The organism is Candidatus Methylacidiphilales bacterium, assembly GCA_025056655.1.
GTDB lineage: Bacteria > Verrucomicrobiota > Verrucomicrobiia > Methylacidiphilales > JANWVL01 > JANWVL01.
Genome location: JANWVL010000052.1, coordinates 1 through 23911, shown reverse-complemented (window position 1 = coordinate 23911; position 23911 = coordinate 1). Strand labels below are relative to the sequence as shown.

Genomic DNA, 23911 nt, shown 5'->3' with positions numbered 1-23911 from the left:
GAATAGTTCTTCAAGAAAGCGTGTTCGAGTTATCAGAGATATCCGCTGGAATACATAATTATTTTGATTTAAGCACTTCCGTTCTTTTGGGGTGTGTTAGAGGTATAATAAATCATATATGGATGTTGATGGAGATAAAAATATAAGCCATTGCAGCGTTCCTGTTAACTTTAATACGGTTCGCTGGGCATGTCGGCGTGCTGGATTATCTGAAGGCGAATTAGCTCAAAAGTTAGCCATATCGGAATCAGATTTAAAAACATGGGAAAAAAATGGTGGTGTGTCAACTTGGAAACAAGCGTGTCAATTAGCGGATATTTTACATATTCCAATTGGCTATCTTTTCATAGATGATCCCTCATCAACAATTTATTCAAGCATAGAGTATTTTTGTAATGATACATCATGTGGCCAGTATCTTGATAACCCTGATCTGGAATATTTGATGAACGATGTTTTATATAAATGTGGCTGGCTAAGCGATTATAGAAGGCAAGAAGGTTATCAACCTTTGGATTTTATCGGTATTTCTAATGAGAGTGATGATTATAAGAAAGTGGCAATGTCTATCCGTCAACGTCTCAGTTTACCAAATATGCCAAGCGCTAACATAAATAATGCGGAACAGTATTTCAAAATATTGCGTAATATATTGGAAAACAACAACATCTTTGTGATTGTAAGCTCCAATGTACTAGGTCATCATAATTGGAATTTATCAAAAGACAAGCCATTTGATTTTGTCGTGTCTGATTTATATGCCCCTTTTATTTTTATAAATAATTTGGAAAGCTTCGCAAAAAAGACCTATGCGCTTGTTAGTGCTTTAGCTTATCTATGGTTAGGTAAAAGTAGCATAATTGGTTCAAACGGCAATAATGATATTTTCCATAAAATTGCATCAGAGATCCTATTGCCAGAAAATTTTATCATTAAGACATGGAACGAAAATAAATCCAATGATATAATTGCCAGGATAAAAAATATTTCCAAATCTCTCTGCGTAGATTCAATACTTGTTGTGAATAAATTGAACGCGCTGGGAATTATAGACGAAAGACAAAGACAAGTCTTTTTGCAAGATATCGTACATACCACTTCATCAGAAAACCAAACCACTTTTAATATAGAACATCATAACGATATTTATGATTATTTGATTTATACTTACGGGGTTTCATTTACTCAAAGTATTATCCACGGGGTTAAGACTGGGTTTTTCCTCTATCGTGAGGCTGCCAGTCTCTTGAATATCAGTTTAAACGAGCTTTACGTCGTGATAGATAAAGATGATTATATAAACAAGGGTTTATACATGGATTGAGCTATATAGGTAAATTAAAAAGATATCGCACCGCAAATTATAAGATATAATCATAAAAGCATAATTGCAGACCTGCTTCATCTTGTTGGTTATCGATCGAAGAACTTAAAATCTTATCGAGACGTATGAAGGTATAGATATCCGAATATCTCAAAAGAGCTTATCTCTAGGTTATAGGTATCTAGACAGTTTGACTATCTGAGTAGTGAAATGACGATTGCTGGCCTTGCATAGGTATTTCAGCATTTCTCTTTAGTTTATCTAGTTTTTACTTGATTTTTTACATTCCATGCCGACTTTATCTTTGTATATTCATTTTTATCTGCTCCGAGCTTTTCATGTTAACATAGGGATAGACCAATAAGCGAACCTATATCAGTAAATCACAGAAAGATAGTAAGATGATCTCAACCGGCGGAGTTGAAAACAGTTGTGACTCTCGGCCCCGTCATCAGTGCGATCGTCTCTATTGTCATCCTTGCCGTTGGAAACTCAAATTGGGGAGATGCTGGAGTGGACAACCGTAGCCGCCTGCTAAGCGGTTGTCCTGGTAAAAGTGGACCTAGGGTTCAAATCCATATTCACATGAAGATGCTGAAATTATATTATAAACTCATCTTAACATCACACTGATTGATGTCATGAGAATTGAGCCTTTTTGCTTATATTCAATATCTACAAGGTAGTATTTAAATTATAAAAAATATTATAATAAAGTTATTATTATAATTATCTCCGCTTTATTATGAATTATCTTCAGATATTAACTTATATAAATCAACCATCACATCATCTTCAACATTGATATTATTGCTATCATAAATATCCTCGCCCTTACTTTCAGGGTTTTGTTTATTTTCTGGTAAAATGTGCTCTTTATGAGTATCATCTATCTCAAGAATACCACTGGGTAAATATCTGGACTTATAAGTCATCACAAATAGCGCTTGCTGGAATTGGAAATCTTTTAGTTTCAACTTCTCTATTTCGTCTACAAAATGGGCTAAAGTTTCAGATTGATACAGGATTTGTTTACCGATCTCTTCCATAGCTTGTAAACGCATATCAACATGTACAACTGCGATCATTTTAGCTTCCTCTTCCGACAATTTAAACTTTTGCATTGCTCTAGCTGCATACAAAGCATCACAAAGTTCAACAGAAGCACTTTTTCTACGTATATTTATTTGCACAGGTTGATTGTTATATACACCCTTAATATTAGCTTCTTGCTCAATTAATGCACCGATAAATATATCAAGATAAGCATGTCCGTATTGTTTTGGTAAATATGCAATATCCTGATCATTGATCTTACGAATCATCGTTAAGGCAGCGAAAACAATCTCTTCCGCATCCTTTATTCTATGGTATCCATATACATGCTCTAGATATTCTAGAGTATGAAAGAATGCGGACTTTATGTCTTCATCTTCAATTTCTACTGCCTTTGCATAACGAATAGCACGTAATGCAATTGCATCGACATTATTGTGATCAGGATTAATATCCTGAGCTAATATTTGACGATCATGATAAGGTACCCATCGGCTAATAACAGCCTTATAATTTGGATGAGAACGTTTGTTAGTTCCAATAGGCCATAACGATTTCATACTTTTATTATAGCACCAGATCTAAATGCCTTGTGGCATATAATTTAAAACGACTTTGTTAATACATAGTGTTATAAAAAACAATAGTAGTATAATTCCGCCAAATCTATATTACATTAATTATTTAGCATGCTTCAGTATACTTTTATTATAAAACAAAGAAATATTGACGACAAAAAACAATCAAATGTAACGTTTTTTACTGTTAATATGATGCAAATTATATGTTTGCACGTTTATTTCACGATATATTATAACTCTTTAATTTGACTTAAATTATTTTTATAAATATATTTGATTACATGACGCTAGAATTCATTCTATGGATACATTCTTTTTCTTTGTTTGTGTTATTTATATATATTTATAAAATTATATAAGTATCTAGCAATCAGATATTGACCTAATTTTTATTGCATAATGTAAATCTTTAAATGGAAACATGACAATTGTATCACTTCTGTGATTGAATGAAATAAAAACGAATGTTTTTGATATTTGATGGATAGTGTTATTTTTATATAAAATTTCAGATAGTTTTTTGCTTAGCACATATCACATTAAATGAGTGAAATTAGTCTAGGAAGGCATTTTAAAGATATCAATGAATAGATGATCAAATAAGGTAAAACACTGCAGAAGCTAGCGCAAGCTGCGCAAGGCCTGTCATCATCATATCATCTCTCAGACTAACACAATCAGATAATCGCTTAGAATCCCGCACTAATCTTTTGAGATGTATCCAGATAGCTACGGCCTCCGAAGCGTCGGGCGCAGTCTGTATATCAATTACGCCGGTGACCATGCCTTGGCCCTCCCTATCCCACAGCCCCCCAACCGACTACGATACTGTCGTCAAACTCGATGAGCAGTTCACATTCGTCGGGAGTAAAAAAGCGCGTTTATCTTATCACGATATCCGATTGTATAGTCAAAATAATGCTTGAATTACGAAATGACGCTCGATAATCGTACATAATTGATAAGAAATCCTTTCTAATTATGATATGAAAAAATCAACAACAAGTGCTGATATTGACACATGGTTAGGCGAGGTTTGATCTTTGGCTTGATAGTTAAGTTTTGCCAGATAGTGGTTCAAACGTCTTGCCTTGTTTTATAAATAAATTAATAAAATAAAGTAAATAATTATATACGAAAATGTTATAAAAATTTTCACGTGGTCATATATAATATTGTTCGTGTTCTAAATCTCCTAAATTACTAATAAGTTTGTGATCTATTCTTTTCTTATCTGACATATTGCGTTTATTGATATAACAAAGAATTCTTTCAGCATAGTCTGACCATATATTTTTAGATATTTTCAATATATTTTTTATTTCATAATCATACCTAGCATCTTGAACTGTGCTGACAATACATCTTGAAATCTTATCTTTATCCATTAACTCGAGTAGATTAAATATTTCTCTAGCTGGATATTCTAGTAATTTATCGGCGTATTTAAACAAAAGAGAAATCCATTCCTCATTGTTATTTAAACACAATAGGAACATACATCTAGATAACTTATTTTTGTCATGACTGAAGCAGTCTAATACCTTCTTAATCAGATCTTTTTGTTCTAGATCATTCTTTAATATTAATAGAGCCAAACAATACTCGACGCTGTTATACAAGCTATATGGATATATTCCTTTTTGATAAGATGATATAAATAAATCAAGATAAGATATAAGGCTATCCTTTATATTATCTTCTTCTGTTTCGTAGATTCTGCGAAGATAAAAATCTAACTTTAATTGAGTATTATATCTATCTATTAGCTTTTTTCTTTCATTATCGCAAATATTTTTATCATAAAATTCATGAATATATTTACCCTCAGGATCAATCTCCCTAATTTTTTCCTTCAATTTGATGATTAAAAGACCGTTTCCTTTTTCTACTGCTTTATTGTATATATCTTTCATTGAATCTATTGTTTTTATACACTTAACAATTTTATCCACAGCAAGAGCGTTCTGGGAAAGAGCTAATGATTCGGACATAAAATCGCCTATATATCTACGTCGAAACAATTTTTCCAGTAAAATACCAAAAAAGTCAGATGGAAAAGGTTTATCTGGTGTATCAAAATAACATAGCACATTTTCAATTAAAGATAGGACTTCTTCTTCTATTTCTCCGTCCTTTATCTTTTCATATACTTCTTCGTTCAGAAGAAATTGATTTACTAGAAAATAAAGCTCATCTAATTGACCTTGACTTAAAATAGATATCACTTCTGTTATTTTTTCTTTATCGCTTTCATTTATTTCATCATTTTTACCATATTTTTCTTTTAAAATATTAACCGCCCTCGAAGCTAAATCATAAATGTATCTTAAAGCATTCTTGTTGCGGTTGTGTAATAAATATTCTAAATCATAAATTTTTAAATAACTAACTCTTTTATCTATTATATCAATCATATCTTTATCGTTTATCCCCAACTTTTCACACATGACAAGATAAAAATGTATACCAGATATATTCTCCGTAAAATGATCGCAAGAAGGAAAACGTCTCATTTCATTATATATTGCATCATGTATACCCTGACATACATCTAAAACTAAATCAAATAGATGAACCAATTCTACAACTATCAAGCCCGGTTTATTTATATAATCAATTATCTTCTCCTTATATTCGTTGCGGTTTTCCAATATACATCTAGCGATGTATGCAGCAGTGTGAATAACTAGGGTTTCGCTATTTTCATATAAGTATAAAACATCTTTCAATTTATCAGAATTGATCAATGCGAGATAAATTAGAGCCTGTGCTTTGATTAGGTCGTGAGTTGATTTATTAATAATTGATGTCAACAATATCATCTCTGATAATTCTCTATGGTTTTGAATATAATTAAACATTTCGCGATAGTCATGATTGTATATATTTCTGTATAATATAAAATGGTCTATTAGCACTTTTAAATTGCTCATGCTTCACCTGTTAATATTTTACACAACTACTGCGCAAGTTACTCAGAAATAACGATCGCCTTAAAATTAAAACCGGGTCGCTTTATCTTTATTTCAAGTATTTTAAAGTATTACGCTCAATTCATATTTTCATATAATTATATATGTGTTGCTTTATGAATAAAGTTCAAGGATTTAAACGTACGTTGTATTATTAAATACGGGGAAGTTATAAGCAAATGAATCAAGAATTACGCTATTAACCAGTGCTAACTGTGAAAAAGTTACATCGTTACTTACTAACTCAACTAGTTCAAGTAACTAGATACTTAAAATTTAGCAGGGATCTATTTCATGATATTCGTATCTCAATGGTTTCATACGCAACGATCAAATTTTAAGACAAACAATCAGAAGTGTCTAAATCCAAATACTTGCGTAGTCCCGCGGATAACTCTGATAACCCGGATGCGCTTGCTTGAAGGTATGCCGCCGATTCCAGCATTGCACAAAGAACTCACCCGACCACCGTAGCTCCTCAATGCACCGCGAAAAGCATCGCGCCCGTCGGCCTAAGCGAGCAAGATCCCCCACAACTCGGCGAGACTTGCTTCAACTGAATAGGTCTGCGACTTGCCCGGCGCAACTAGAGGCAGCCGCCACGGTAGTCCAAAGCAGCATACCCACTGAAGCCGTTGGTGCAATACTGAAATGCGCGTGGTCCTTGATCCACCACCGCTTGCAACATCGCTTCATCGCGGGATAATGTGAACAGCTCATCAAACTCGACAACAGTATCGTCGTCGGTTGGGGGCTGTGGTATGGGGGGCAGCCAAGGCACGTTCACCGGCGCACTTGACCCAGGTGACTACCGATTGCGCACTTGACACGCAGATTGCGCCCGATGCGTCGGAAGCTGTGGCCATCTAGATACATCTCGACGGCTTGGCGCGGGATTCTAGGCGGGTAGCCGATTAGGTTGGGCTGAGGGATGAAATGACGATTGCAGGCCTTGTACAGGTAGCGCTGGCTGCCACTGTGATCCTTGCCTTGTTTGACCACCGATTTGCTTATGTCTCTTTAGCCACTTCATGTATCCAATTTTATTCACTCCTACCTTTTTAATAAATTCCTACTTTATGTTAATATTCCTTTCTTGCAGATCATTACTCTGTTCAGATTCAGTGAAAAGACCTAGGTTAGTCATTCTTATGCTTTCATGGGTATATAAGGGATATAAAGAAGTGTTCGAGACAGCACCGCTATCAACGATATGTCTCGTAGCAAGCGCACATAACACGACGTTACTACCTATGCCAGTGAGAAACAGAAAACATTTGACTTGTGCGTTCAGTCTGACGATGTATTCATCGGGAAACAGCCGGATCGCTTCAACCCCCTGATTCTTATACATCAGCTCAGCCAGCTTGAAACTATCTGCCACATGCGCGCCTTCAAACGGGCAATACTCTCCCGTCAGAGCTAGATACGCACTTTCCGCATTTGCTCTCATCACGTGATAGGGCAGCAACAGAATCTCATTGGCCGTAATCTCATTCCGAGCTATCTTGCTGTGCAATGTGGTGCATCTAACGCATCACGAACATCCCCGTATCTGAGAAAGGCTCTAGGATGTGCACGTTTTGTCACCGAGCCGCACAACGAAGTGCTTCTGTGTAAGCAGGTCCGCACTGCGCACGAGATAATCAACCAGCGCGACATGGGTATACGCAATCCCGAACTCATCGGACAATGTCGGAAAGGCGTTATTGAACACACTGTCATATAACTCCCGCAGGACCTCTGCGCGTTTCTCCTCATCCTTCAACCACAATGCGCGCACGCACATCTCCTCAAGGCAACCGATTGGTCTGGCGTTGACATGGCAGGATGCAGTGGGCGAGACCTACTATCAGGTCTGAGTCGGCAATGCCATCGGCCTTTGCAATATGGCTAATGTCACGATAACTGCCAACAGCACAATCTTCATTCTTACCTGTCTGGATTACGGAACACAGTATTACTGGCAAGTCAGTGCTTGCAACGCAGGCGGATGCACTCCTGCAAACGGCGGTGTGGCATGGGACTTCAAAACGATCAACCCGCCAGTGCCTGTCCCGTTCCAGAAAACCACCACACCCAACGGCGCGATCAACATGCCAACCAACGCAGATGGCGTGCTTTTAAAGTTGACAACTTATACAGAAACTGACAGATATGAAGTGTGCATGGGCACGCTCCCTGGCACGTGTGATCTCAGCGACGGCGGTTTTCAGGATGTCGTCAACGTGCTGAAGCGATACGTCTGCCAGTTGCCTTTTAGCGTAACTCTGTAGACGGCGACGACATACTACTGGCAGGTGCGCGCCTATAACAACGTCACGGCCACGCGAGCGCTCGCCGATGGTGGGGTGGATTTCTACTTCACGACAGTGAATGTAGGCGGACCGGGCAACCTCGGCAAAGACGCACCGGTCAACGGGACGTTTCACTTGCCCACATTCAGCTTAACCTTGTGCTGGTTCCCAGCCAGTGGTGCAAATAGCTATGAAGTCTGCCCCGGCACAGCAGCGAGCAGCTGTGGCGCGCTGCCGGGCAACACCTGGCTCAACGTGGGCAACGCGCTAACCACGAGCGTGACCAACCTGTTGCCCGGAATAACCTACTTATGGCAGGTGCGCGCGCTGAACGGCGGCGGGACGCCCCCGGCCAACGGCGGGGCGTAGTGACGGTTCACCAAGCGCAATACGAACCCACCGACGGAGTTCAGCAAAGCACCGCCGTTCTACCTAGCGACGATGCGCCTGACTGTAACGTTGGTACTAAGCTGGTTCGTCAGCACCGGCACAAGCGGCTATATACGTGGCAGCGCATCTGGGCTGTGCGATGCCACCGGCGGCTGAGTGAACGTCGGCACTGTCACGCAATGGGCGATAACGCCGGCCATGCAAACGCCGATGACTTACTGGAGGCAGGTACGCGCACTGGGCAGCAGCCTAAGCACGCAGGCCAACAGTGGTCAGTGGTGGGCGTTCACAACGGTGCCCAATATGCTACCTGGGCCTGGGGCATTTAGCAAGCTTATCCCGCTGCAAGGCGCCCGTGGCGTGCCAGTGAACGTTACGCTAGCTTGGCAGAGCGCGATTGGTGCAAGTAGCAACCAGGTCTGCATCGCACGCAGGCCGGGCTGTGCGACGTGACGGTAAGCTGGATCAACGCTGGTGACACGAGCTTCGCCATCGTGCTGAATCCTGTCACCACCTACTGGTGACAGGTGCGCGCAGTGAACACGAGCGGGCAGACGCAAGCCCACAACGGAGCATGGCAGCACTTAACCACCGCAGCGCCTGTCGGTGCGCCAGGCACCTTCGGCAAGACCAGCCCGGCCAACAGCGCGGCGGATCATGCGACCACCTTGCTACTGAGCTGGAGCACATCGCCCGGTACGATCGGCTATCAGCTGGGCGTCGGCAGCCTGTCCGGCGACTGCTCAGTCACCGGCGGCTGGACGAACGCTTCCGCGACGAGCTACGTACTGAGCGGTCTGGCATATGACACTATCTACTGGGGGCAAGTGCGTGCGGTGAATGCATCCGGACAAACCCGGGCTGATGGTGGAGCGTGGTGGCGCTTCAGCACTGACAACAATCCAGGATCACCGATTGGCGCACTCAGCAAAGCCGCGCCGGCCAATACCACGGTCTATGTGGCGGTCAGCGCGCCGTTGAGCTGGGGCGCAGCAGTCCACGCGCAGCGCTACACTGTGTGCTTGGGCAGTTTGCTCTGGCCGCGTGACGTAATGAATCATGTTCAGGTGATCAGTCCAACAACCAGCCTGGTGCTGGCAAGTGCGCAGGCCGAGCGCACTTACTGGTGGCAAGTGTGGGATTACAACGACGGACAGTCCTGCCTAGCAAATGCAGAGCAGTGATGGATGTTTACAACGGCTAATGACATCATGAGCAGGACAGACAACTTCCAGAATGTCGCACAGATCAGTGGAACGGTAGTGGGCAACAGCACAGTGCTGAGTTGGATGGTTGCAGGCAGCGCAGTGGGTTAGCGCGTATACATCGGGACAGCATGGGGGCTGTGTGATGTGATGAATAACGTCACAGTGACCGGGACGAGCCACGCGGTGGTCGGTTTGCACCAGGGCAGCTATTGGTGGCAGGTGACAGCGATGGACTACGATGGTGACACCACGCAGGCGGACAACGGCGAACGCTGGCTGCTTATCGTTCAAGATGACAGGATCGGCACCCTGAACACGAGCGGCTTGACCGGCACGCGCAAGGAGGCGAAGCCGACGGCGGTGCGCATGGGCGATGCGGTGACGTATACCATCGTACTGAGCAACAACGGCAGCCTGCTGGCGACAGTGCGGGAGAGACTGACACGCTAGTGGTGCGTATGACGTTGCTGAGAGCAACACCTGGCTATGTGCAGAGCGGGCAAACACTGGTGCGGAGCAATGTGACTGTGCCAGCGAATGGAACTACGATGATCACATTGACGGTATGTGCAGGTAGTGGACCACTACCAGATGTCTATGTGTTGAACAACAACGTGGTAATCGGTGCGCATGAATGTGAGATCGTGCGTAGTGCGCCGGGTGTATCAGTTGTTCCACGCTGTGCCTTAGTTCCAATACTTCTGAAAGACCTCTAAAGGCCAACACATTCGGGGATATTTAAATCTAAATATTTATGTTGTCTTGTTGATCGGTTGATCAAGTCATGCAGTAAATCAGAAGTAGATCAATTGTATATATGAAGCGTCTGATTGATATAAGCTAACCAGTGGTCAAATGCTGGAGCACCGCCATTTTCAAAGTTTTGACTATCTCGCTCATATAGACGGACGATATTTTCGATCAATCACCCCAATCAGCAGAATTTGAAAGCATTGCTTAAACAACTAGAGGCGCTTCTGCGCGACACGTAGGCACATCGGGCAGACTTTCATCGCCATAGGTGACGTTGGCACTGGAGCATCAAATTCATCAATGGCGAGATAATTTTGAACATATCTTTTGATCGCAAACATAGCTACGTCGTTGCTAATTTGCGTGAACGAATTAGGATACTCGTTCAGTTGCACGAGCTGGGCTTTGTGGGGTTCAAGAAGGCCATAATCTCATCGACGCGCAGAGATTACAATCTAGCATCCTGCTTTTGCAATACTTAATGTCTTGGCAGCTTTACTGAAGACTTGATGCATTTATCTGAGCCCAGTCTGGTGATTAAGATGATCACTCAAATTACCGAGCTAAAAAGAAAAGTTGCGGCCTAAAGTTTGAGGCCTACACAGCCAACGTCGTGAATGAATACTGGAACGTTGATTCGGCTGCGTGCATGGTGGACAGCGCTGCTTGTACGACGAGCAGTCTGCTCCAGTGATCAGAATAATCTAAGGGGATATCACTAGTGCGACGAACATCGGGTTCGCAATTACCTTTGACGCTATCTTCGACGTGGGTCGAAATATTGAGATGCCTCGCTGGATGTTTGTTGAATGATATAGATGAAAATGCATTATTGTTAATTTAATAAATTATAATGTCAAGTAAATTAGGTTAGGAAATCTCTCTCATGCTTAAAATAACAGTTTTATTTCATCTGATGGCGTATAATTAAAGCATGAGGAAGTATATCCCATTAGACGAAGAGCTTATGGACGATCTTCTTAAAAATGGGCGCTATGAAGAAGCAATTGATCTGGCTAAGAATTGCACAGAAAATGGCATTCCAGAAGATCTTTTAAATAAAATCACCCCTCTAAAAAATTCATTAGTTAATAAATATAGTAAAATAAATAAAGAGGGGGCTTTAATGAAATAGCACTAGGTAAAGCTGGAAGGATAAATGCTACTACAATCACGCAATAATTTTATTTCTACTATCCAGGTTAAATCAATCTAATGCATGCATATAATCAATTTTTAAGCCATCACGATATATCAGAATAGCCTAAGCTTGTGATAAATGAGTCGTAGTTATTGTAATATTTTTATAAACCAGACATATAATAATTAAATTAATAACCAGCGAAAGTTATATTATTTGATTTTAAATCAACTGTTTAATGTATAATGAAAAATTATTCGATCTAATCATAATTACAATCAAGGTAACGATATGCATCATGATAAATAAATATCATTGATCTTCACTCATCATTTGTATGTCAAGTAGTTCGCTTATAAATTAATACTTACCCATAATGTTGTTTATATATGCAATGATTTTATGAATTTTAAGATAAAATGATATTAAAACACTTGCTTTTATAACAATAAAGTCTCGTCTGAATTGTATCTTTTATCATACATCATCATATCTATTAATTTTATTACATAGAAGGATAAATCCCTCTGTTTTATCAAATTATATTTTATATTCTTATCCAACATTTCCGTTATTTTAATTATACTTAATATTTTACCCTCGTCTTTTTCTTTTATTAAAAAATCGCACAATTTTTTTATTATCTTTTCCTTGTTTAATATATGGCAGTTCACCAAATTTATGTCATCTAATAAAAAATCGAAATGTTGTGAGAATTTATAAATAAGCTCGAAAGACAAATCGTTGTTGCACAATAAAATAGCCAGAAATAATTTTTTCTTATCTATTTTTAGGTCAATGACATGATCCAACAATTCTAGTATCTTCCTGTTCTCTTGAGAAATTAAGAAAGGTGTATAAAGACATATAAAATTATTCAAACTTAAACAGAAATTCTTCAAATTATCCCTCTCAATGATTTTCATAAAATAATACCACGCAAAATCCGATCCAATTTCCAATATATCCTTGTGAATACTATTACAATTTATTATATTAATATTATACGAATGATCAACTATCATTTTCATCGCTTGACAGTCTTTTTTATGCATGAAATACTTCATTAAAATACAGAAAAGAGTTCTATTTCTAACCTTTGGTGATTTTACGAAATAATCTAGCATCATGTCTATTAATCCTTCTCTCATTAAAAATATATAACAATCATCATCCGGAATATTATTCAACAAAGAAACGTCATGATTTAATGCGTTTTCAACGAAATCACTCACTAGATTTTTATCTAGAGTATCAAGAATTGCCTTTATAAAAGAACTGTTCAATTTCTTTTTGTTTGTTAATAAAACTCTTAGTTTTTTTACTGCGCTATCTCCACCACATAAACCGATTAATGACTTTGAATGCAATTTATCCTTGACATCTCTTTCGATGTGTTTAAATACAACCTCAGATATTTCGCCACATCTTTGTAAAGTAAAAATGTTATGTTCTTGTTTATCATAATCAATACAGTTAATACATGATTTACGAATTTTGTTAATGATCGAGGATGTATTTTTAAGGATAGTAAGTCTTAGCACTTCATCACTCTCATTATATGCATCCAACAAAAATTCACAAAGATTGAAATAATCTATACGACTAATACTCTCGGCTAATTTAACTTTTTCCCACTGCGGCATGTTTTTTAATACTTTAAATATTCCATGGCAAAGGAGGGGATGACTTTTAAATATGATGATATTCTCGGCGTTTTTATGATCTAATACATACAGCAGAATCCTGCATATATGTTCAGAACATTCCATTTCTTCTAATAATTGAATGCATTCATCAATTAAAGGATATTGATCAATTTTACATATATTTTCAATTAAATTAGCTACAGCTAATTTTATTTCTCGATCAAGTAGGAAGACGTTTTTAAATAATAGTAATAAATCGTGATTATTGTTTTTACACACGACATGTAATTTAGCAATTAGGTAATTATAAGAATCTTCATCTCTATTCATATAATACCATGCTAAATTTGCCGCATAGGCTATAAAAGAATCTTTAGAGTATTTGTATTCATCAATAACCTTCTCAGCTTCATCCATCTTTGTCGCGCCTATATAAATCAAAATCAAGGCTTTATAGATAAGAGGCAGATTTTCATCATTTGATAATAAATTACTAAGCACAAAGAAAGCCTCTTCTTTATTTGACAAAATCTCATTTATCAAATCATCTTTAATTTTGTATATTCCATCGGGCAAATCCTCATATGCACTGCGAGATAAAATGCGGTTTATTAAGTTAAAGCAAGGCATATATTTCATATTATAACTGAAGATCCGTGTGGGATTAGATATGTAAATGGGTATCATTCGATATACGACGCACTCAAGAAATTTCAGCGAAGCTGTAGCAAAAAAGCAAAATAATCGCGACATCAATCAGATAACCTATGCAGAGCATATCATTTTTGCTTTAACTTACAACTGAAGCGATCATTTAATCTTCCAATATGAAATATACCGCAAAAATCATAATATGTATATTGATAACCAAATCCTCGCATTATTATCAATAATTTATGGCTTAAATTAGTAATCTACAACTTACTCGATGGGGTATATGCTGGTAAATGTGCTTTTATCCTTCTATTTCATATTCCAATAACTGATGATTAACTCACCATCATAATCATCAACACGCTAAGATTTTTAAGAATTGAATGTATGACTTATAGCACAAATCAAACACTGGTACACACTGCATGATGAGGTAATAAATAATATCATGGCGCAATGATATTATTGAAATAAAAAGGATCAAAGGATCGAAAGCCATAGGTATCCCAGTATTGCATCAACAGATTTAATTAATATGTCGTTTTATACTTCTTCCGGCAATTCTTTTTGTCTCGGTATATAAATTCTAGAGTATATTCGGTTGCGATGAAGTTAAACGACTCGCAGGGGATGTATCTAGATTATACTTGCTGAATCATCTACTTTAGCATTAGTTTAAGAAGATGATCATATTTGTTACGTCATTTGTGTTACGCTGATATAACCAACTATCTTTAAGGAAGTATATCTTTGTGACAACATCAGCATAACTAAGAAAGTATTTTGGTTGATATGCATCAAAGAAAAAAGGCCTTAGTGATATGATAACCGCGTTCTTCGTCTGATTTTATCTACACGAGACAGGCCTTGATAATCAAGACAAATAACACACGATCCGTATTTATATTTAATATACTATTGATATATTGTCTTAGTTTCGATTGTCTAACAATAATCGTTTTAAATTGATAGGGTTGCATAGGTAGATCTTGCATAGCCTACATCCCAATTTTATTTACCCTTGCCTGATATAAGTGATAAACTGATCGCTATGCCAAAAACGATTATGCCCAAGCTAAGGACACAGTATATTTGTAATAAGTGCGGCTGTACACAAGCACGCTGGGTAGGTAAGTGTCCAGCATGCGGCGAATGGAACACGTTGATTGAGGAAGTCGTCGGGGCGCAGCCGAACGTCGACCGGCGCGCGCCGACGCTCAGCACTACACCACAGAAGCTGTGCGATATCCGCGCTGACGCGACCCAGCGTCTGCCTTTGCCAATCAGTGAATTCAACCGTGTGTTAGGCGGCGGCATCGTGCCAGGTTCGCTTGTACTGATCGGTGGTGACCCGGGCATCGGCAAGAGTACGTTACTACTCCAAAGCGCTGTACTCGTCGCCAGACATATCGGGACAACACTCTACGTAAGCGGCGAAGAAAGCTCCCAGCAGATCAAGATGCGCGCTGAACGCCTAGGCGTAGGCCAGAGCGATCTCTACCTGCTCTCCGAGACTAACCTTGACCACGTAATTCATGCTATTGAAGCGCTGCGACCAAAGCTATGCATCGTGGACTCGATCCAAACCATGTATATGGACAGCTTGCCATCTTCTCCGGGCACAATTACCCAGGTGCGAGAAAGCGCACAACGTTTGCAGGCGATTGCCAAGTCCAATGATGTGGCCGTGTTCATCGTCGGCCACGTGACCAAAGAAGGCAATCTGGCTGGACCGAAGGTGCTTGAACACATTGTAGACACCGTGCTGCAATTGGAAGGTGATCGTTTCCAGTCCTTCCGCATTTTGCGCAGCATGAAGAATCGCTTTGGCGCCACTAGCGAAGTCGGCGTGTTCGAGATGACCGGTGACGGTATGCGCGAGGTGATCAACCCCAGCGAGGCTTTCTTAGCCGAACGTCTTCTGTACACGCCCGGCAGCGCAGTTGCCGTGACAATGGAAGGCACTCGTCCATTGCTGGTCGAAGTGCAGGCATTGACCAGCCCCACTCAGAACCCTATGCCGCGCCGTACTGCTAACGGCTTCGACTACAACCGATTATTTCTGCTGATCTCGGTATTGGGCAAACGCGTCGGCATTCGCCTCCATGACCAAGACGTATTTGTGAATGTTGTGGGGGGATTAACGATTGACGAACCAGCCGCTGACCTAGCCGCTGCAGTTGCTATCGCAAGCGCCCATAAAGGCGTGCCTGTCCCAGCCGATATCGTTGTAGTGGGCGAAGTGGGACTAAGCGGCGAGGTACGTAGCGTCGGCCAGCTTAACCAGCGGATTAACGAAGCGGCCAAGCTTGGCTTCACGCGTTGTATCTTGCCAAAAACAGCGCGCAAGGTAGAACGCCCTCCAGATGGTCTGCAACTATTGCCGGTGCGCAGCCTAGGTGAGGCGTTGCATGCCACGTTAAGTTTGTAGGCACTTGGCTTCTCTGCTTTGCGCAACTCAAACGGTTGTGTAAACGACTTAACGGGTCATTATCTATGCATATTGAATAAACCACCGCTGTACTTTGCTGCACTTTTTTGTTCAATCGCCTAACAAAATTCGTGTGCCAATGTCACCAGTGACATGGGTTGCCTCACCACACATAAAATGATCAACTATGACTGACTCCTTGTTAGTTTGATGTGATAATGCTGTAATTACCCGATGTTTATCAGTTCAATAAATCTTATCTTCGCTTTATTTTTCATATAAGCTTTACATTGAAATGAAAAATCAAGGCATTCTTGTATCCTCTTTCTTTGACATTAAACCAAATCATTAATTTACTTTAGCATGGTTTTAGAACAAATGATTTAAGGTTGCATAAGAACAACTTATTTTCTTTGGCAAGGCTTCTTTTTATATCATTTTACTAGACAAACCACGAACATGCTGATAAAAGAGCTTATAGAGGCTCTATGTGATAAAATTGCACTATATTTTTTTGCGCTTAATGTGTCATTATCTATTACGGCGACTCATCGCAAGATATGTCTAATAGTTTGTTATAGGGAAATAGTGAATTACGCCAATTATTTGGTTGTGCAAGTAATTTAGTTATAAAAAGTTATTTACAGATAAATTTAAAGACGCGATATTCTTACATATCATTAAGCCGTAGAAAATGAGTTGATATATCATTTAAATTATCGCCTAATATTCATGGGCCACTAGAATTATTATTATGATTCCATCACGGTAAAATATTTTGCGAATGATCGTTTTGTTTAATCATTATCCTTCTTTCATTCAGTATTCTATTTAGTCCTATTTTTAAATCATTGCTAATATCTGATTGAACTAGACGTTGGTAGATATTTTCAATATTATAAACACCTTCCTTTAATATAACTTCTGCGTATTGAGACAATCTTTCCGGATCATCTTCACGAAGAATCTGCGCATGCAATATTGGTATAACTTCAAGGCACCCTCCAGAGATTAGTGCTCTTAAAGAGAGTAGTTTAATCTCGAAATCGGTTTCATGAAAAGATAAATCTATGAAGACTCTTCTCACTGTTTTATCATCGATATATTTAGACAAAACCTCTCCACATGTCTTCCTTAATTTCAAGTTCTCAGAATGTTCAAATTTCTTGATCAAAGCGTCTATTAAAATATATACCTGTTGGTTTGATAAATTTAGTAATAAATCGCGCGTTGAATCATCCTTTTCATGTAGAGACAGAACATTAAACAATGCCGATATACCTATGTGAAATGTTTTCATCACATCCATTGCTTCAATAAGTATAGACGGTGGACATTCTGTCAATATTCTATCTAGACGCATGATAAACATGCGTGCCTTTTCTTTGTAAATTCTCTCGTTGTGTTGCTCATTTTTTTCGTTGGTTTTCATTATAGTGTCTTTATTCCTCATCAAAATATCATTTATAGAACGTGCGCATATTATTTTATGTTTATCGTGTAATGGCATTTCTAGTATATTAAGTAGTATTTCCAGATGTTGAATGTCTCCGTATAATCCAATAGTTGACAAGAGCTTATTCAAAATTAAGTTAATGGATTGATCATCGAAATCAAAGGGGCGCTTATTTATTATTGATTCGAGTAAGTTGGTGATAATATTTATGCCCATCATCGTATTTAGTTTTGGTGCAGCTTCTATAGCACAAAATAATATATCTAAATCTTTGCTATTGTATATCATATGCTTAAGTAAATTGAATCCAGCCTGATATTCGCAGATTTGCATCGCTCTAATACACGCCAAGATAGCATCCCTATTAAACAAATCACTTTCCATTAGTCTTATCAACTTATCGCCATAGCCTGAATCAATGAGGGCTTTAGCTAATTCTAAGTTTACGGTATAACTCTTCTCTGTCTTCATTTTGTCTAAAAATGTTTCGGCGGTCTTTTCGTTTATCATACGGCCGAGTAGTACAGCTGCATATGTTCTTATATCAGTATTTTGATGGTTTAATAGTTTTGCGAACATTTCAAAATAAAGCATAAAGTTAGGTTGGTAATTTATTCCTAAGTACATTAAAAGCGTTGCTGTCCATTGATCATTATCGGATTTTTTAATCCATGAAAGTGAATTGTATGTAGCTAATAATGGGTCAATTGCAAATAAAGCCTGCAAACAACTTTTTTTAATAGTAAAATCATCTGTGTTATTTATTGTGAAAATCAAAGCGGCGCATGATTGTTTATCGTTAAGAAGAGCTAAAGCATGAGCGCAGCATTCTTGTATTCCGTATTCCTCATGAATTAAACCTTTTCTGAGTAGATGGCTAAGGTGGTAAAAACGATTTTCTCCTATTATCGTAGCACAAGCAGATCTAGTTTCTTTAGAGTGGGTCAAATCAAATAAGATATCAGCGAGGATACTCGTGATACTTTGGCCTCCATACATTACTATGAGCTTTATATATTCAGCGTTATTAACACCTTTATTTTTGTTTATATAATCTACAACAACGCTGATCGCTTTGTCTTTATCTGATTCTAAAAGAACACGAGCAATTATTCTCCTTATTTCCTCATCATCTGTTTCGTAAAAAATATCTACTACATCTTTATTTATCTTTTTTATTTTATAACTGCTGATTAACTCAGCTGCTTTTTTTCTCAAAGCTAATAAAGGTGCATTTTTTAGCTGTGATAATAGTCCATTTTCAACTTGAGATGTGGTGTCTTCATAACTCATATTTTATATTATAATACAAAACACTGCTAAATAAATATGTTGAACAGAAAGGCCTACGCAACATAGCTGAAATCTATTGAAGAGTACCATACATTTGTGTCGTGATATCTTACTAACTCCTATCCTGAAGAAGATCGAAGATGTGTGGAAAGATCATCGCTCTTTAAGATTATGAATTATATGCTTAACTCCATAGCTTGTATTATAGATGATATTTAAAAATAACATAAATTTTCGGAAAATGATTATTCGCCTATCGTTAGCATGTGATAAGACATAAGAAAAACAATTTGACTAATGGCTTCTGTATCTTTAATAAATATTTCGATGGAGTAGCAAAACCTGCCGGTTAGATCTCAACAATCAAATCATACAATAATCAAGGTGACGCTTATGTCTAAAAATTTAACCCATCCAGTCAGTAACTGCAGTTTATAATGAGATCATGTCAACATATACTATTCATAGATCAGGTGATCAAGTAGAGATTCTTTCTCCAGAAAATCAACCACTCTATCCATCGCAGCAATATTCACTAACAGGGTTTGGGGCGGGTTACGTAGGACAAGGTCCCATGGAATCCGCTTACGCTATTTTAAAAGATTTTTACGAAAAGAATTTGAATATAATACCAATTAACATTCCTCATAATATGTGTCAAAAATTTATGTATGATTACGTTTCAAGAACGAATCAAGGTGATGATAATCATCCTTGCTATATATCTGTAGAAGAAATCACCAGTTGGTTGGCTTATAATAGTTGGAAGCAGTATAGTTTTATCCACATTACACCTAAAACCCCAGCAGAAGAAAGCCAATTGCCTATTGTGATAAAAATGTATGACAAATCAGCCGGGTTGATAATAACAATAGAAGAAAATAAGGATATACCGATGGGAATATTGAGCTATATCAATCATGTTTTATGCCATGATTATTATCAAGAAGGTATTTACCCCATCGATGTAAAAACTCATCAACTATTCTTTGATTATTATTACAGCAAATTATCTTCTGAAGATAACAATAGAAAAGAACAAGCAGTGGAGTATTTTTTGATCTCTTAATCACATCATGAAGTTATAGATAATATCCAGTATGTATACGCCAAAATGATAGAGATAAGGCAAAATTGAATATGTCTATAAAAATAGCAAAAAAATGGCAGGTGTTAATCTGGTTAGATCGCAAATAAAATTTGAGGCGTGAAAAACAAGCGTATGAGCAAATCAACTGACAACCTAGGAAAATAGAAAAAGAAGGATTTTGCGTTATACATACAAGATACGTTTTCGTCATTTCATGCATCGAAATAACTAGTTGTTCTAGACCTCTAAAATTCGGCTTAAAAACATAAAGCTATATACATTTGCCACGGCATTAGATAAAGCAGTAACAATCTACTCGTCAGTTAATAAATTAATAAAATAGAGGATAAAACATGCCGATTATTGTGCTTCAATTCTTCCCCAGTCTCCTCCCATCCTATGAATCAAAATCACCGTTTAATCCATCATCAGCCATAATATTACTCTTTCATATATATGTAAAAAGTATCTGTCTCATCGCGAGGGACGTTCACTAGCGAATATCGCGTGATGATTGAATGATCGCTATAGCTGATAATGGAACATGGGGCACGATTTGTATACCAAATGCGACTGACAGAAGAGGTGCACTGATGATTTAGTTAGGTGTACCGATCGAGATTATCATATAAATCTATTCTAACCATTTTCATTTGTGACGGTCAAATCTTGTAAAGAATGGGTTAAGCCACAGTATAACGAATTGTAGTCTGATTTTGTTTGAATAATACCACGAAGTTAATCATTTTTAAGCTGCCTAAATTGCAAGAAGTTTTCATCATAATGCTGGCAGCTCAGCTTATAGTGTAAAAGAGTTGTTAAAATGCCGGAGGATCTTTAGCGCCCCTTGATAATACCTGACAGCATTTTCAGTATCACCACAGGCAGCGGCTATGTCGCCGAGTTTATGTAACAGTTCAGCTACCCATTCTTCGGTAAATTCTCGTGATGATGTAGCGCATTTACCAATGTTTGTACTGATTTGTCGTTCGGCGGTATCAAAACACTGCAGCAATCGTATTCCAATGGGTGTAATGGAAAGTAATTCATTGCCTAAGAGGCTACCGCCAAAACGATCAGATCTGATGAGTCCACTAACGATCAGGATCTGCAGTGTGTGTCCGATTTCTTCAGGGAACTTGCGCACACGAACAGCGACCTCGAACGGCAAGCATGGGCCACCTTCGTACAAGGCGCGCAGGACTTGTAGTTCCTGTGATAGCATGGAGCGAGTTTGCTCGGTTATCATATACTCATGAGATAGATCAATATTTGCCACGGAATAAAATCAAAATCAATCGCCGTGATATAAAATATTATAGCACAACAGACGAATAGAATCTGCATGATGAAATATGAATTGATAGAAAATCCCAGTCTTGTAAAACATGGATGATGGAATACACCTGCAAATAAATAAATATAAAAGGCTGGCTGTTTTAATTGAATATAAATCGGTGACATATTAAAGGGAAGGGCAAAACATGTCGCGATAGCTCTTAATACATGAAAATGTGTTCATAGGTATCTTTTGGAGAGCATACCGAAATACAGATTCTGCAAGCTGGATACTTATCATTCGGCGTCAGCAGTCATGGATATTAAGATGCACAAAAAATAGTGATTAGATATCTGTCACTTTGTTTACTTTTGATGTATTATATAGATGAAGACATTATACATGCGTCGTTCTGTATTTTACCGATATCCTACAAACGATATCCTATAAATTATATTGCTAGATGTGTATTTATTTATAGTTTTCACTGCATAACGAATAATGGCTATATCTACCTGCTCTCTTGATAGAAGTAGATTTTTAGTCAGGAATGCAAGAGACCATGCCCATTGACCATGAGCACGATCGCGATTCAACCGACCGAGACCACAGAGGCGATTCCAGCGACTGCCAAGCCCGCGGCTCTCTACTTCGCCACACTACACAGCGAGACAAGTCGGAGTGGACAAGCGCCTGCGCTGAACGCGATTGCGCGATTAGCAGGCTCTGAAAACTGTGCAGCGCTGGACTGGACGGCGCTAACGCCTGAGGCAGCGGGGCTATTCGTACACGGCTACAATGTGCACCTGCGACCGTGACAAAAACTCTTGCTGCGCTGCGGGTGGGGCTCGGCAGGTCTTCAATCTCAGCGTCCTCAGCGGCGACGACATGCGGCGCATTGAGAGAGCAACGCAAGCGTTCAGGGGCACCTTCCTTGAGGGCGCATGGTCGAAGACCGAGAGCTGACGGAATTGATGCGCGCCTGTGCTCAAGACTCAAGCCAAGGAGAATTACGAGACGCGGCGATGATTGCAATCGCGGCAAAGACAGGCGCACAGCGCGAGGAGATTGTGCACATCCGCATCGCCATCGTTGACCTGCGCAAGGGTAGCGCTGAAATACGCATTATCTGCAAGGGGAATGTTGATCACGTGCTTTATCTGGACGGCAGCTCATTGTGTCGCCAGAATAAATGAGCAGCAAAGCAATTGACGAAGTGCTCATTAAGGCGATCGTGGGTGGAAACACAGTGCATAGGCGAAGGCTGTATGCTCAGCCGTTTACTTTCAGTTCGACGGCAAAGCTTATCATTTTTGGCAATGTAAATCTTAAGCTATGTGGCAGAGATTGGGGCACTTGGTGCCGAGTGCTGCGGTTGCCGTTTCGGCAGCAATTTGGCGCAGGCGGCGCGCGCTGCGGAAGACAAACTAGCCGAGCGACTCAGCGCCGAGCGCGACGGCATACTAGCCGATCTGGTTCGCGCTGCCGTGGATTGGCACGCAGGGGGACTATGTGTTCCTGACGAAATCAAAACAGAAACCGAAAGCTATCGCGATGAATTGGATGATGTGCGAGCGTTTGTGAAGCACTGCGTGCTGCGACAAGATGTTAAGGTCAATTTGCGCGATCTTTATCGCGCTTATACCGAGTGGGGGCGGCGAACTTGCCGACTCACGGCAATTGTCAAGAGCCATTCGCGATCTGGGATTCGAGCTGAGGCGGACAGCAAAAGGGACAGTAATGCTAGGACTTGGGCTCGCGGCAACGGAATAGCACGACACAAGCAGGCTAGAGTAGAAGCGCCTCTGGTTTATCGCCAGAGGCGCTTGTTTTTTGTGCCAGATTGTGCGAGTAGGACACAGAAAGGGCAGAGCGGGCGCTGGGAATGAAGATGATGAAGATGATGAAGATGTTTCCGGAAAAGTTTTTTCCCGCGAGATAGTTTCACTTTTCATCTTCATCTTCATACCCTGTGCTTTGTCGCCCTCGAAGGGAATGAAGATGATGAAGATGATGAAGATGATGAAGATGTTTCCGGGAAAGTTTTTTCCCGCGAGATAGTTTCACTTTTCATCTTCATCTTCATACCCTTCCATGCAGCGGTGCAGGATCGCGTTTTGCTTAATGTGATAATTATTTCTTTTTGAAAGAAAACACTTTATACAGGACTGGGACAGGACAGACTACCTATTACTCTGGCGAGGATTCATGTGTATACACACTATCCAGCACCTCATTGACCACGCCTTCCATCTCGGCGTGAAGTCTGACCGTCTCAACCGACACCGTGATCGCGCTGCCCATTGCGTCCACCAGCCACTTGGGATTGTCCAA

At 39.5% G+C, this 23911-nt stretch carries 21 protein-coding genes; 15 read left to right on the top strand and 6 right to left on the bottom strand.

Translation table 11 applies throughout. The features are described 5' to 3' along the window. Positions 1–118 precede the first annotated feature (118 nt). Positions 119–1324 carry a hypothetical protein gene (locus NZM04_02575; GenBank protein MCS7062927.1) on the top strand — a complete coding sequence of 402 codons (1206 nt, stop codon included), beginning with the start codon at positions 119–121 and terminating at the stop codon, positions 1322–1324. Between the two features lie 743 nt (positions 1325–2067). Here NZM04_02575 and NZM04_02570 read toward each other — a convergent pair. Beyond that, a complete protein-coding gene (locus tag NZM04_02570; GenBank protein MCS7062926.1) occupies positions 2068–2940 on the bottom strand; it encodes a hypothetical protein in 873 nt (290 codons plus the stop codon). Between the two features lie 803 nt (positions 2941–3743). On the opposite strand from NZM04_02570, the gene NZM04_02565 reads away from it, so the two are divergent. Further along, positions 3744–3887 (top strand): hypothetical protein, encoded by a 144-nt coding sequence (locus NZM04_02565; GenBank protein ID MCS7062925.1) that lies wholly within the window; start codon positions 3744–3746, stop codon positions 3885–3887. A 237-nt stretch (positions 3888–4124) separates the two neighbouring features. Here the strand turns inward: NZM04_02565 and NZM04_02560 are convergent, their stop codons facing one another. Both NZM04_02560 and NZM04_02555 read right to left on the bottom strand, forming a co-directional pair. Further along, on the bottom strand, positions 4125–5897 hold the full coding sequence (locus tag NZM04_02560) for a hypothetical protein (GenBank protein MCS7062924.1): 1773 nt from the start codon (positions 5895–5897) through the stop codon (positions 4125–4127). A 625-nt stretch (positions 5898–6522) separates the two neighbouring features. After that, a complete protein-coding gene (locus tag NZM04_02555) occupies positions 6523–6717 on the bottom strand; it encodes a hypothetical protein (GenBank protein MCS7062923.1) in 195 nt (64 codons plus the stop codon). Positions 6718–7645: 928 nt separating this feature from the next. Here NZM04_02555 and NZM04_02550 point away from each other — a divergent pair. From NZM04_02550 to NZM04_02515, 8 genes are all read left to right on the top strand, one after another. Continuing rightward, a complete protein-coding gene (locus NZM04_02550) occupies positions 7646–7798 on the top strand; it encodes a hypothetical protein (GenBank protein MCS7062922.1) in 153 nt (50 codons plus the stop codon). A gap of 27 nt (positions 7799–7825) precedes the next feature. Continuing rightward, positions 7826–8212 (top strand): hypothetical protein, encoded by a 387-nt coding sequence (locus NZM04_02545; GenBank protein MCS7062921.1) that lies wholly within the window; start codon positions 7826–7828, stop codon positions 8210–8212. Between the two features lie 24 nt (positions 8213–8236). Then, complete coding sequence (locus tag NZM04_02540; protein ID MCS7062920.1) at positions 8237–8602, top strand: fibronectin type III domain-containing protein; 366 nt, start codon at positions 8237–8239, stop codon at positions 8600–8602. Between the two features lie 155 nt (positions 8603–8757). Beyond that, positions 8758–8952, top strand: coding sequence for a hypothetical protein (locus NZM04_02535; GenBank protein MCS7062919.1), 195 nt, complete (start codon positions 8758–8760; stop codon positions 8950–8952). Between the two features lie 207 nt (positions 8953–9159). Further along, on the top strand, positions 9160–9807 hold the full coding sequence (locus NZM04_02530) for a fibronectin type III domain-containing protein (protein MCS7062918.1): 648 nt from the start codon (positions 9160–9162) through the stop codon (positions 9805–9807). 171 nt (positions 9808–9978) lie between these two features. After that, on the top strand, positions 9979–10281 hold the full coding sequence (locus NZM04_02525; protein MCS7062917.1) for a hypothetical protein: 303 nt from the start codon (positions 9979–9981) through the stop codon (positions 10279–10281). An 8-nt stretch (positions 10282–10289) separates the two neighbouring features. After that, positions 10290–10547 carry a hypothetical protein gene (locus NZM04_02520; GenBank protein MCS7062916.1) on the top strand — a complete coding sequence of 86 codons (258 nt, stop codon included), beginning with the start codon at positions 10290–10292 and terminating at the stop codon, positions 10545–10547. A gap of 971 nt (positions 10548–11518) precedes the next feature. Next, positions 11519–11719: a hypothetical protein gene (locus NZM04_02515; GenBank protein ID MCS7062915.1), complete on the top strand. Its 201-nt coding sequence runs from the start codon at positions 11519–11521 to the stop codon at positions 11717–11719. A gap of 446 nt (positions 11720–12165) precedes the next feature. Here NZM04_02515 and NZM04_02510 read toward each other — a convergent pair whose 3' ends face one another. After that, on the bottom strand, positions 12166–14013 hold the full coding sequence (locus tag NZM04_02510) for a hypothetical protein (GenBank protein ID MCS7062914.1): 1848 nt from the start codon (positions 14011–14013) through the stop codon (positions 12166–12168). A gap of 1081 nt (positions 14014–15094) precedes the next feature. Between NZM04_02510 and radA the strand changes: the two genes are divergently transcribed. Then, entirely contained in the window at positions 15095–16459 is a 1365-nt protein-coding gene (gene radA, locus NZM04_02505; GenBank protein MCS7062913.1) for a DNA repair protein RadA, read from the top strand. 763 nt (positions 16460–17222) lie between these two features. On the opposite strand, the gene NZM04_02500 is transcribed toward radA, so the two are convergent. Beyond that, on the bottom strand, positions 17223–19208 hold the full coding sequence (locus tag NZM04_02500; protein ID MCS7062912.1) for a hypothetical protein: 1986 nt from the start codon (positions 19206–19208) through the stop codon (positions 17223–17225). Between the two features lie 445 nt (positions 19209–19653). On the opposite strand from NZM04_02500, the gene NZM04_02495 reads away from it, so the two are divergent. Continuing rightward, positions 19654–20277, top strand: coding sequence for a hypothetical protein (locus NZM04_02495; GenBank protein ID MCS7062911.1), 624 nt, complete (start codon positions 19654–19656; stop codon positions 20275–20277). A gap of 820 nt (positions 20278–21097) precedes the next feature. On the opposite strand, the gene NZM04_02490 is transcribed toward NZM04_02495, so the two are convergent. Further along, positions 21098–21523, bottom strand: coding sequence for a tetratricopeptide repeat protein (locus NZM04_02490; GenBank protein ID MCS7062910.1), 426 nt, complete (start codon positions 21521–21523; stop codon positions 21098–21100). Between the two features lie 616 nt (positions 21524–22139). On the opposite strand from NZM04_02490, the gene NZM04_02485 reads away from it, so the two are divergent. The 3 genes from NZM04_02485 to NZM04_02475 all read left to right on the top strand — a co-directional run bounded on the left by NZM04_02485 (position 22140) and on the right by NZM04_02475 (position 23466). Beyond that, complete coding sequence (locus NZM04_02485; protein MCS7062909.1) at positions 22140–22307, top strand: hypothetical protein; 168 nt, start codon at positions 22140–22142, stop codon at positions 22305–22307. 214 nt (positions 22308–22521) lie between these two features. After that, positions 22522–22773, top strand: coding sequence for a hypothetical protein (locus NZM04_02480; GenBank protein MCS7062908.1), 252 nt, complete (start codon positions 22522–22524; stop codon positions 22771–22773). A 141-nt stretch (positions 22774–22914) separates the two neighbouring features. Then, the gene (locus NZM04_02475; protein MCS7062907.1) at positions 22915–23466 is read left to right on the top strand and encodes a hypothetical protein; all 552 of its coding nucleotides are present in this window, start codon (positions 22915–22917) and stop codon (positions 23464–23466) included. Positions 23467–23911 lie beyond the last annotated feature (445 nt).

What these genes read in the sequence shown, in the direction of transcription:
- NZM04_02575 (MCS7062927.1), top strand. Translation starts at nt 119, where the DNA reads ATGGATGTTGATGGAGATAAAAATATAAGCCATTGCAGCGTTCCTGTT.
- NZM04_02570 (MCS7062926.1), bottom strand. Translation starts at nt 2,940, where the DNA reads ATGAAATCGTTATGGCCTATTGGAACTAACAAACGTTCTCATCCAAAT.
- NZM04_02565 (MCS7062925.1), top strand. Translation starts at nt 3,744, where the DNA reads ATGCCTTGGCCCTCCCTATCCCACAGCCCCCCAACCGACTACGATACT.
- NZM04_02560 (MCS7062924.1), bottom strand. Translation starts at nt 5,897, where the DNA reads ATGAGCAATTTAAAAGTGCTAATAGACCATTTTATATTATACAGAAAT.
- NZM04_02545 (MCS7062921.1), top strand. Translation starts at nt 7,826, where the DNA reads ATGGCTAATGTCACGATAACTGCCAACAGCACAATCTTCATTCTTACC.
- NZM04_02525 (MCS7062917.1), top strand. Translation starts at nt 9,979, where the DNA reads ATGAATAACGTCACAGTGACCGGGACGAGCCACGCGGTGGTCGGTTTG.
- NZM04_02520 (MCS7062916.1), top strand. Translation starts at nt 10,290, where the DNA reads ATGACGTTGCTGAGAGCAACACCTGGCTATGTGCAGAGCGGGCAAACA.
- NZM04_02515 (MCS7062915.1), top strand. Translation starts at nt 11,519, where the DNA reads ATGAGGAAGTATATCCCATTAGACGAAGAGCTTATGGACGATCTTCTT.
- NZM04_02510 (MCS7062914.1), bottom strand. Translation starts at nt 14,013, where the DNA reads ATGAAATATATGCCTTGCTTTAACTTAATAAACCGCATTTTATCTCGC.
- radA (MCS7062913.1), top strand. Translation starts at nt 15,095, where the DNA reads ATGCCCAAGCTAAGGACACAGTATATTTGTAATAAGTGCGGCTGTACA.
- NZM04_02500 (MCS7062912.1), bottom strand. Translation starts at nt 19,208, where the DNA reads ATGAGTTATGAAGACACCACATCTCAAGTTGAAAATGGACTATTATCA.
- NZM04_02495 (MCS7062911.1), top strand. Translation starts at nt 19,654, where the DNA reads ATGTCAACATATACTATTCATAGATCAGGTGATCAAGTAGAGATTCTT.
- NZM04_02490 (MCS7062910.1), bottom strand. Translation starts at nt 21,523, where the DNA reads ATGCTATCACAGGAACTACAAGTCCTGCGCGCCTTGTACGAAGGTGGC.
- NZM04_02485 (MCS7062909.1), top strand. Translation starts at nt 22,140, where the DNA reads ATGCCCATTGACCATGAGCACGATCGCGATTCAACCGACCGAGACCAC.
- NZM04_02480 (MCS7062908.1), top strand. Translation starts at nt 22,522, where the DNA reads ATGGTCGAAGACCGAGAGCTGACGGAATTGATGCGCGCCTGTGCTCAA.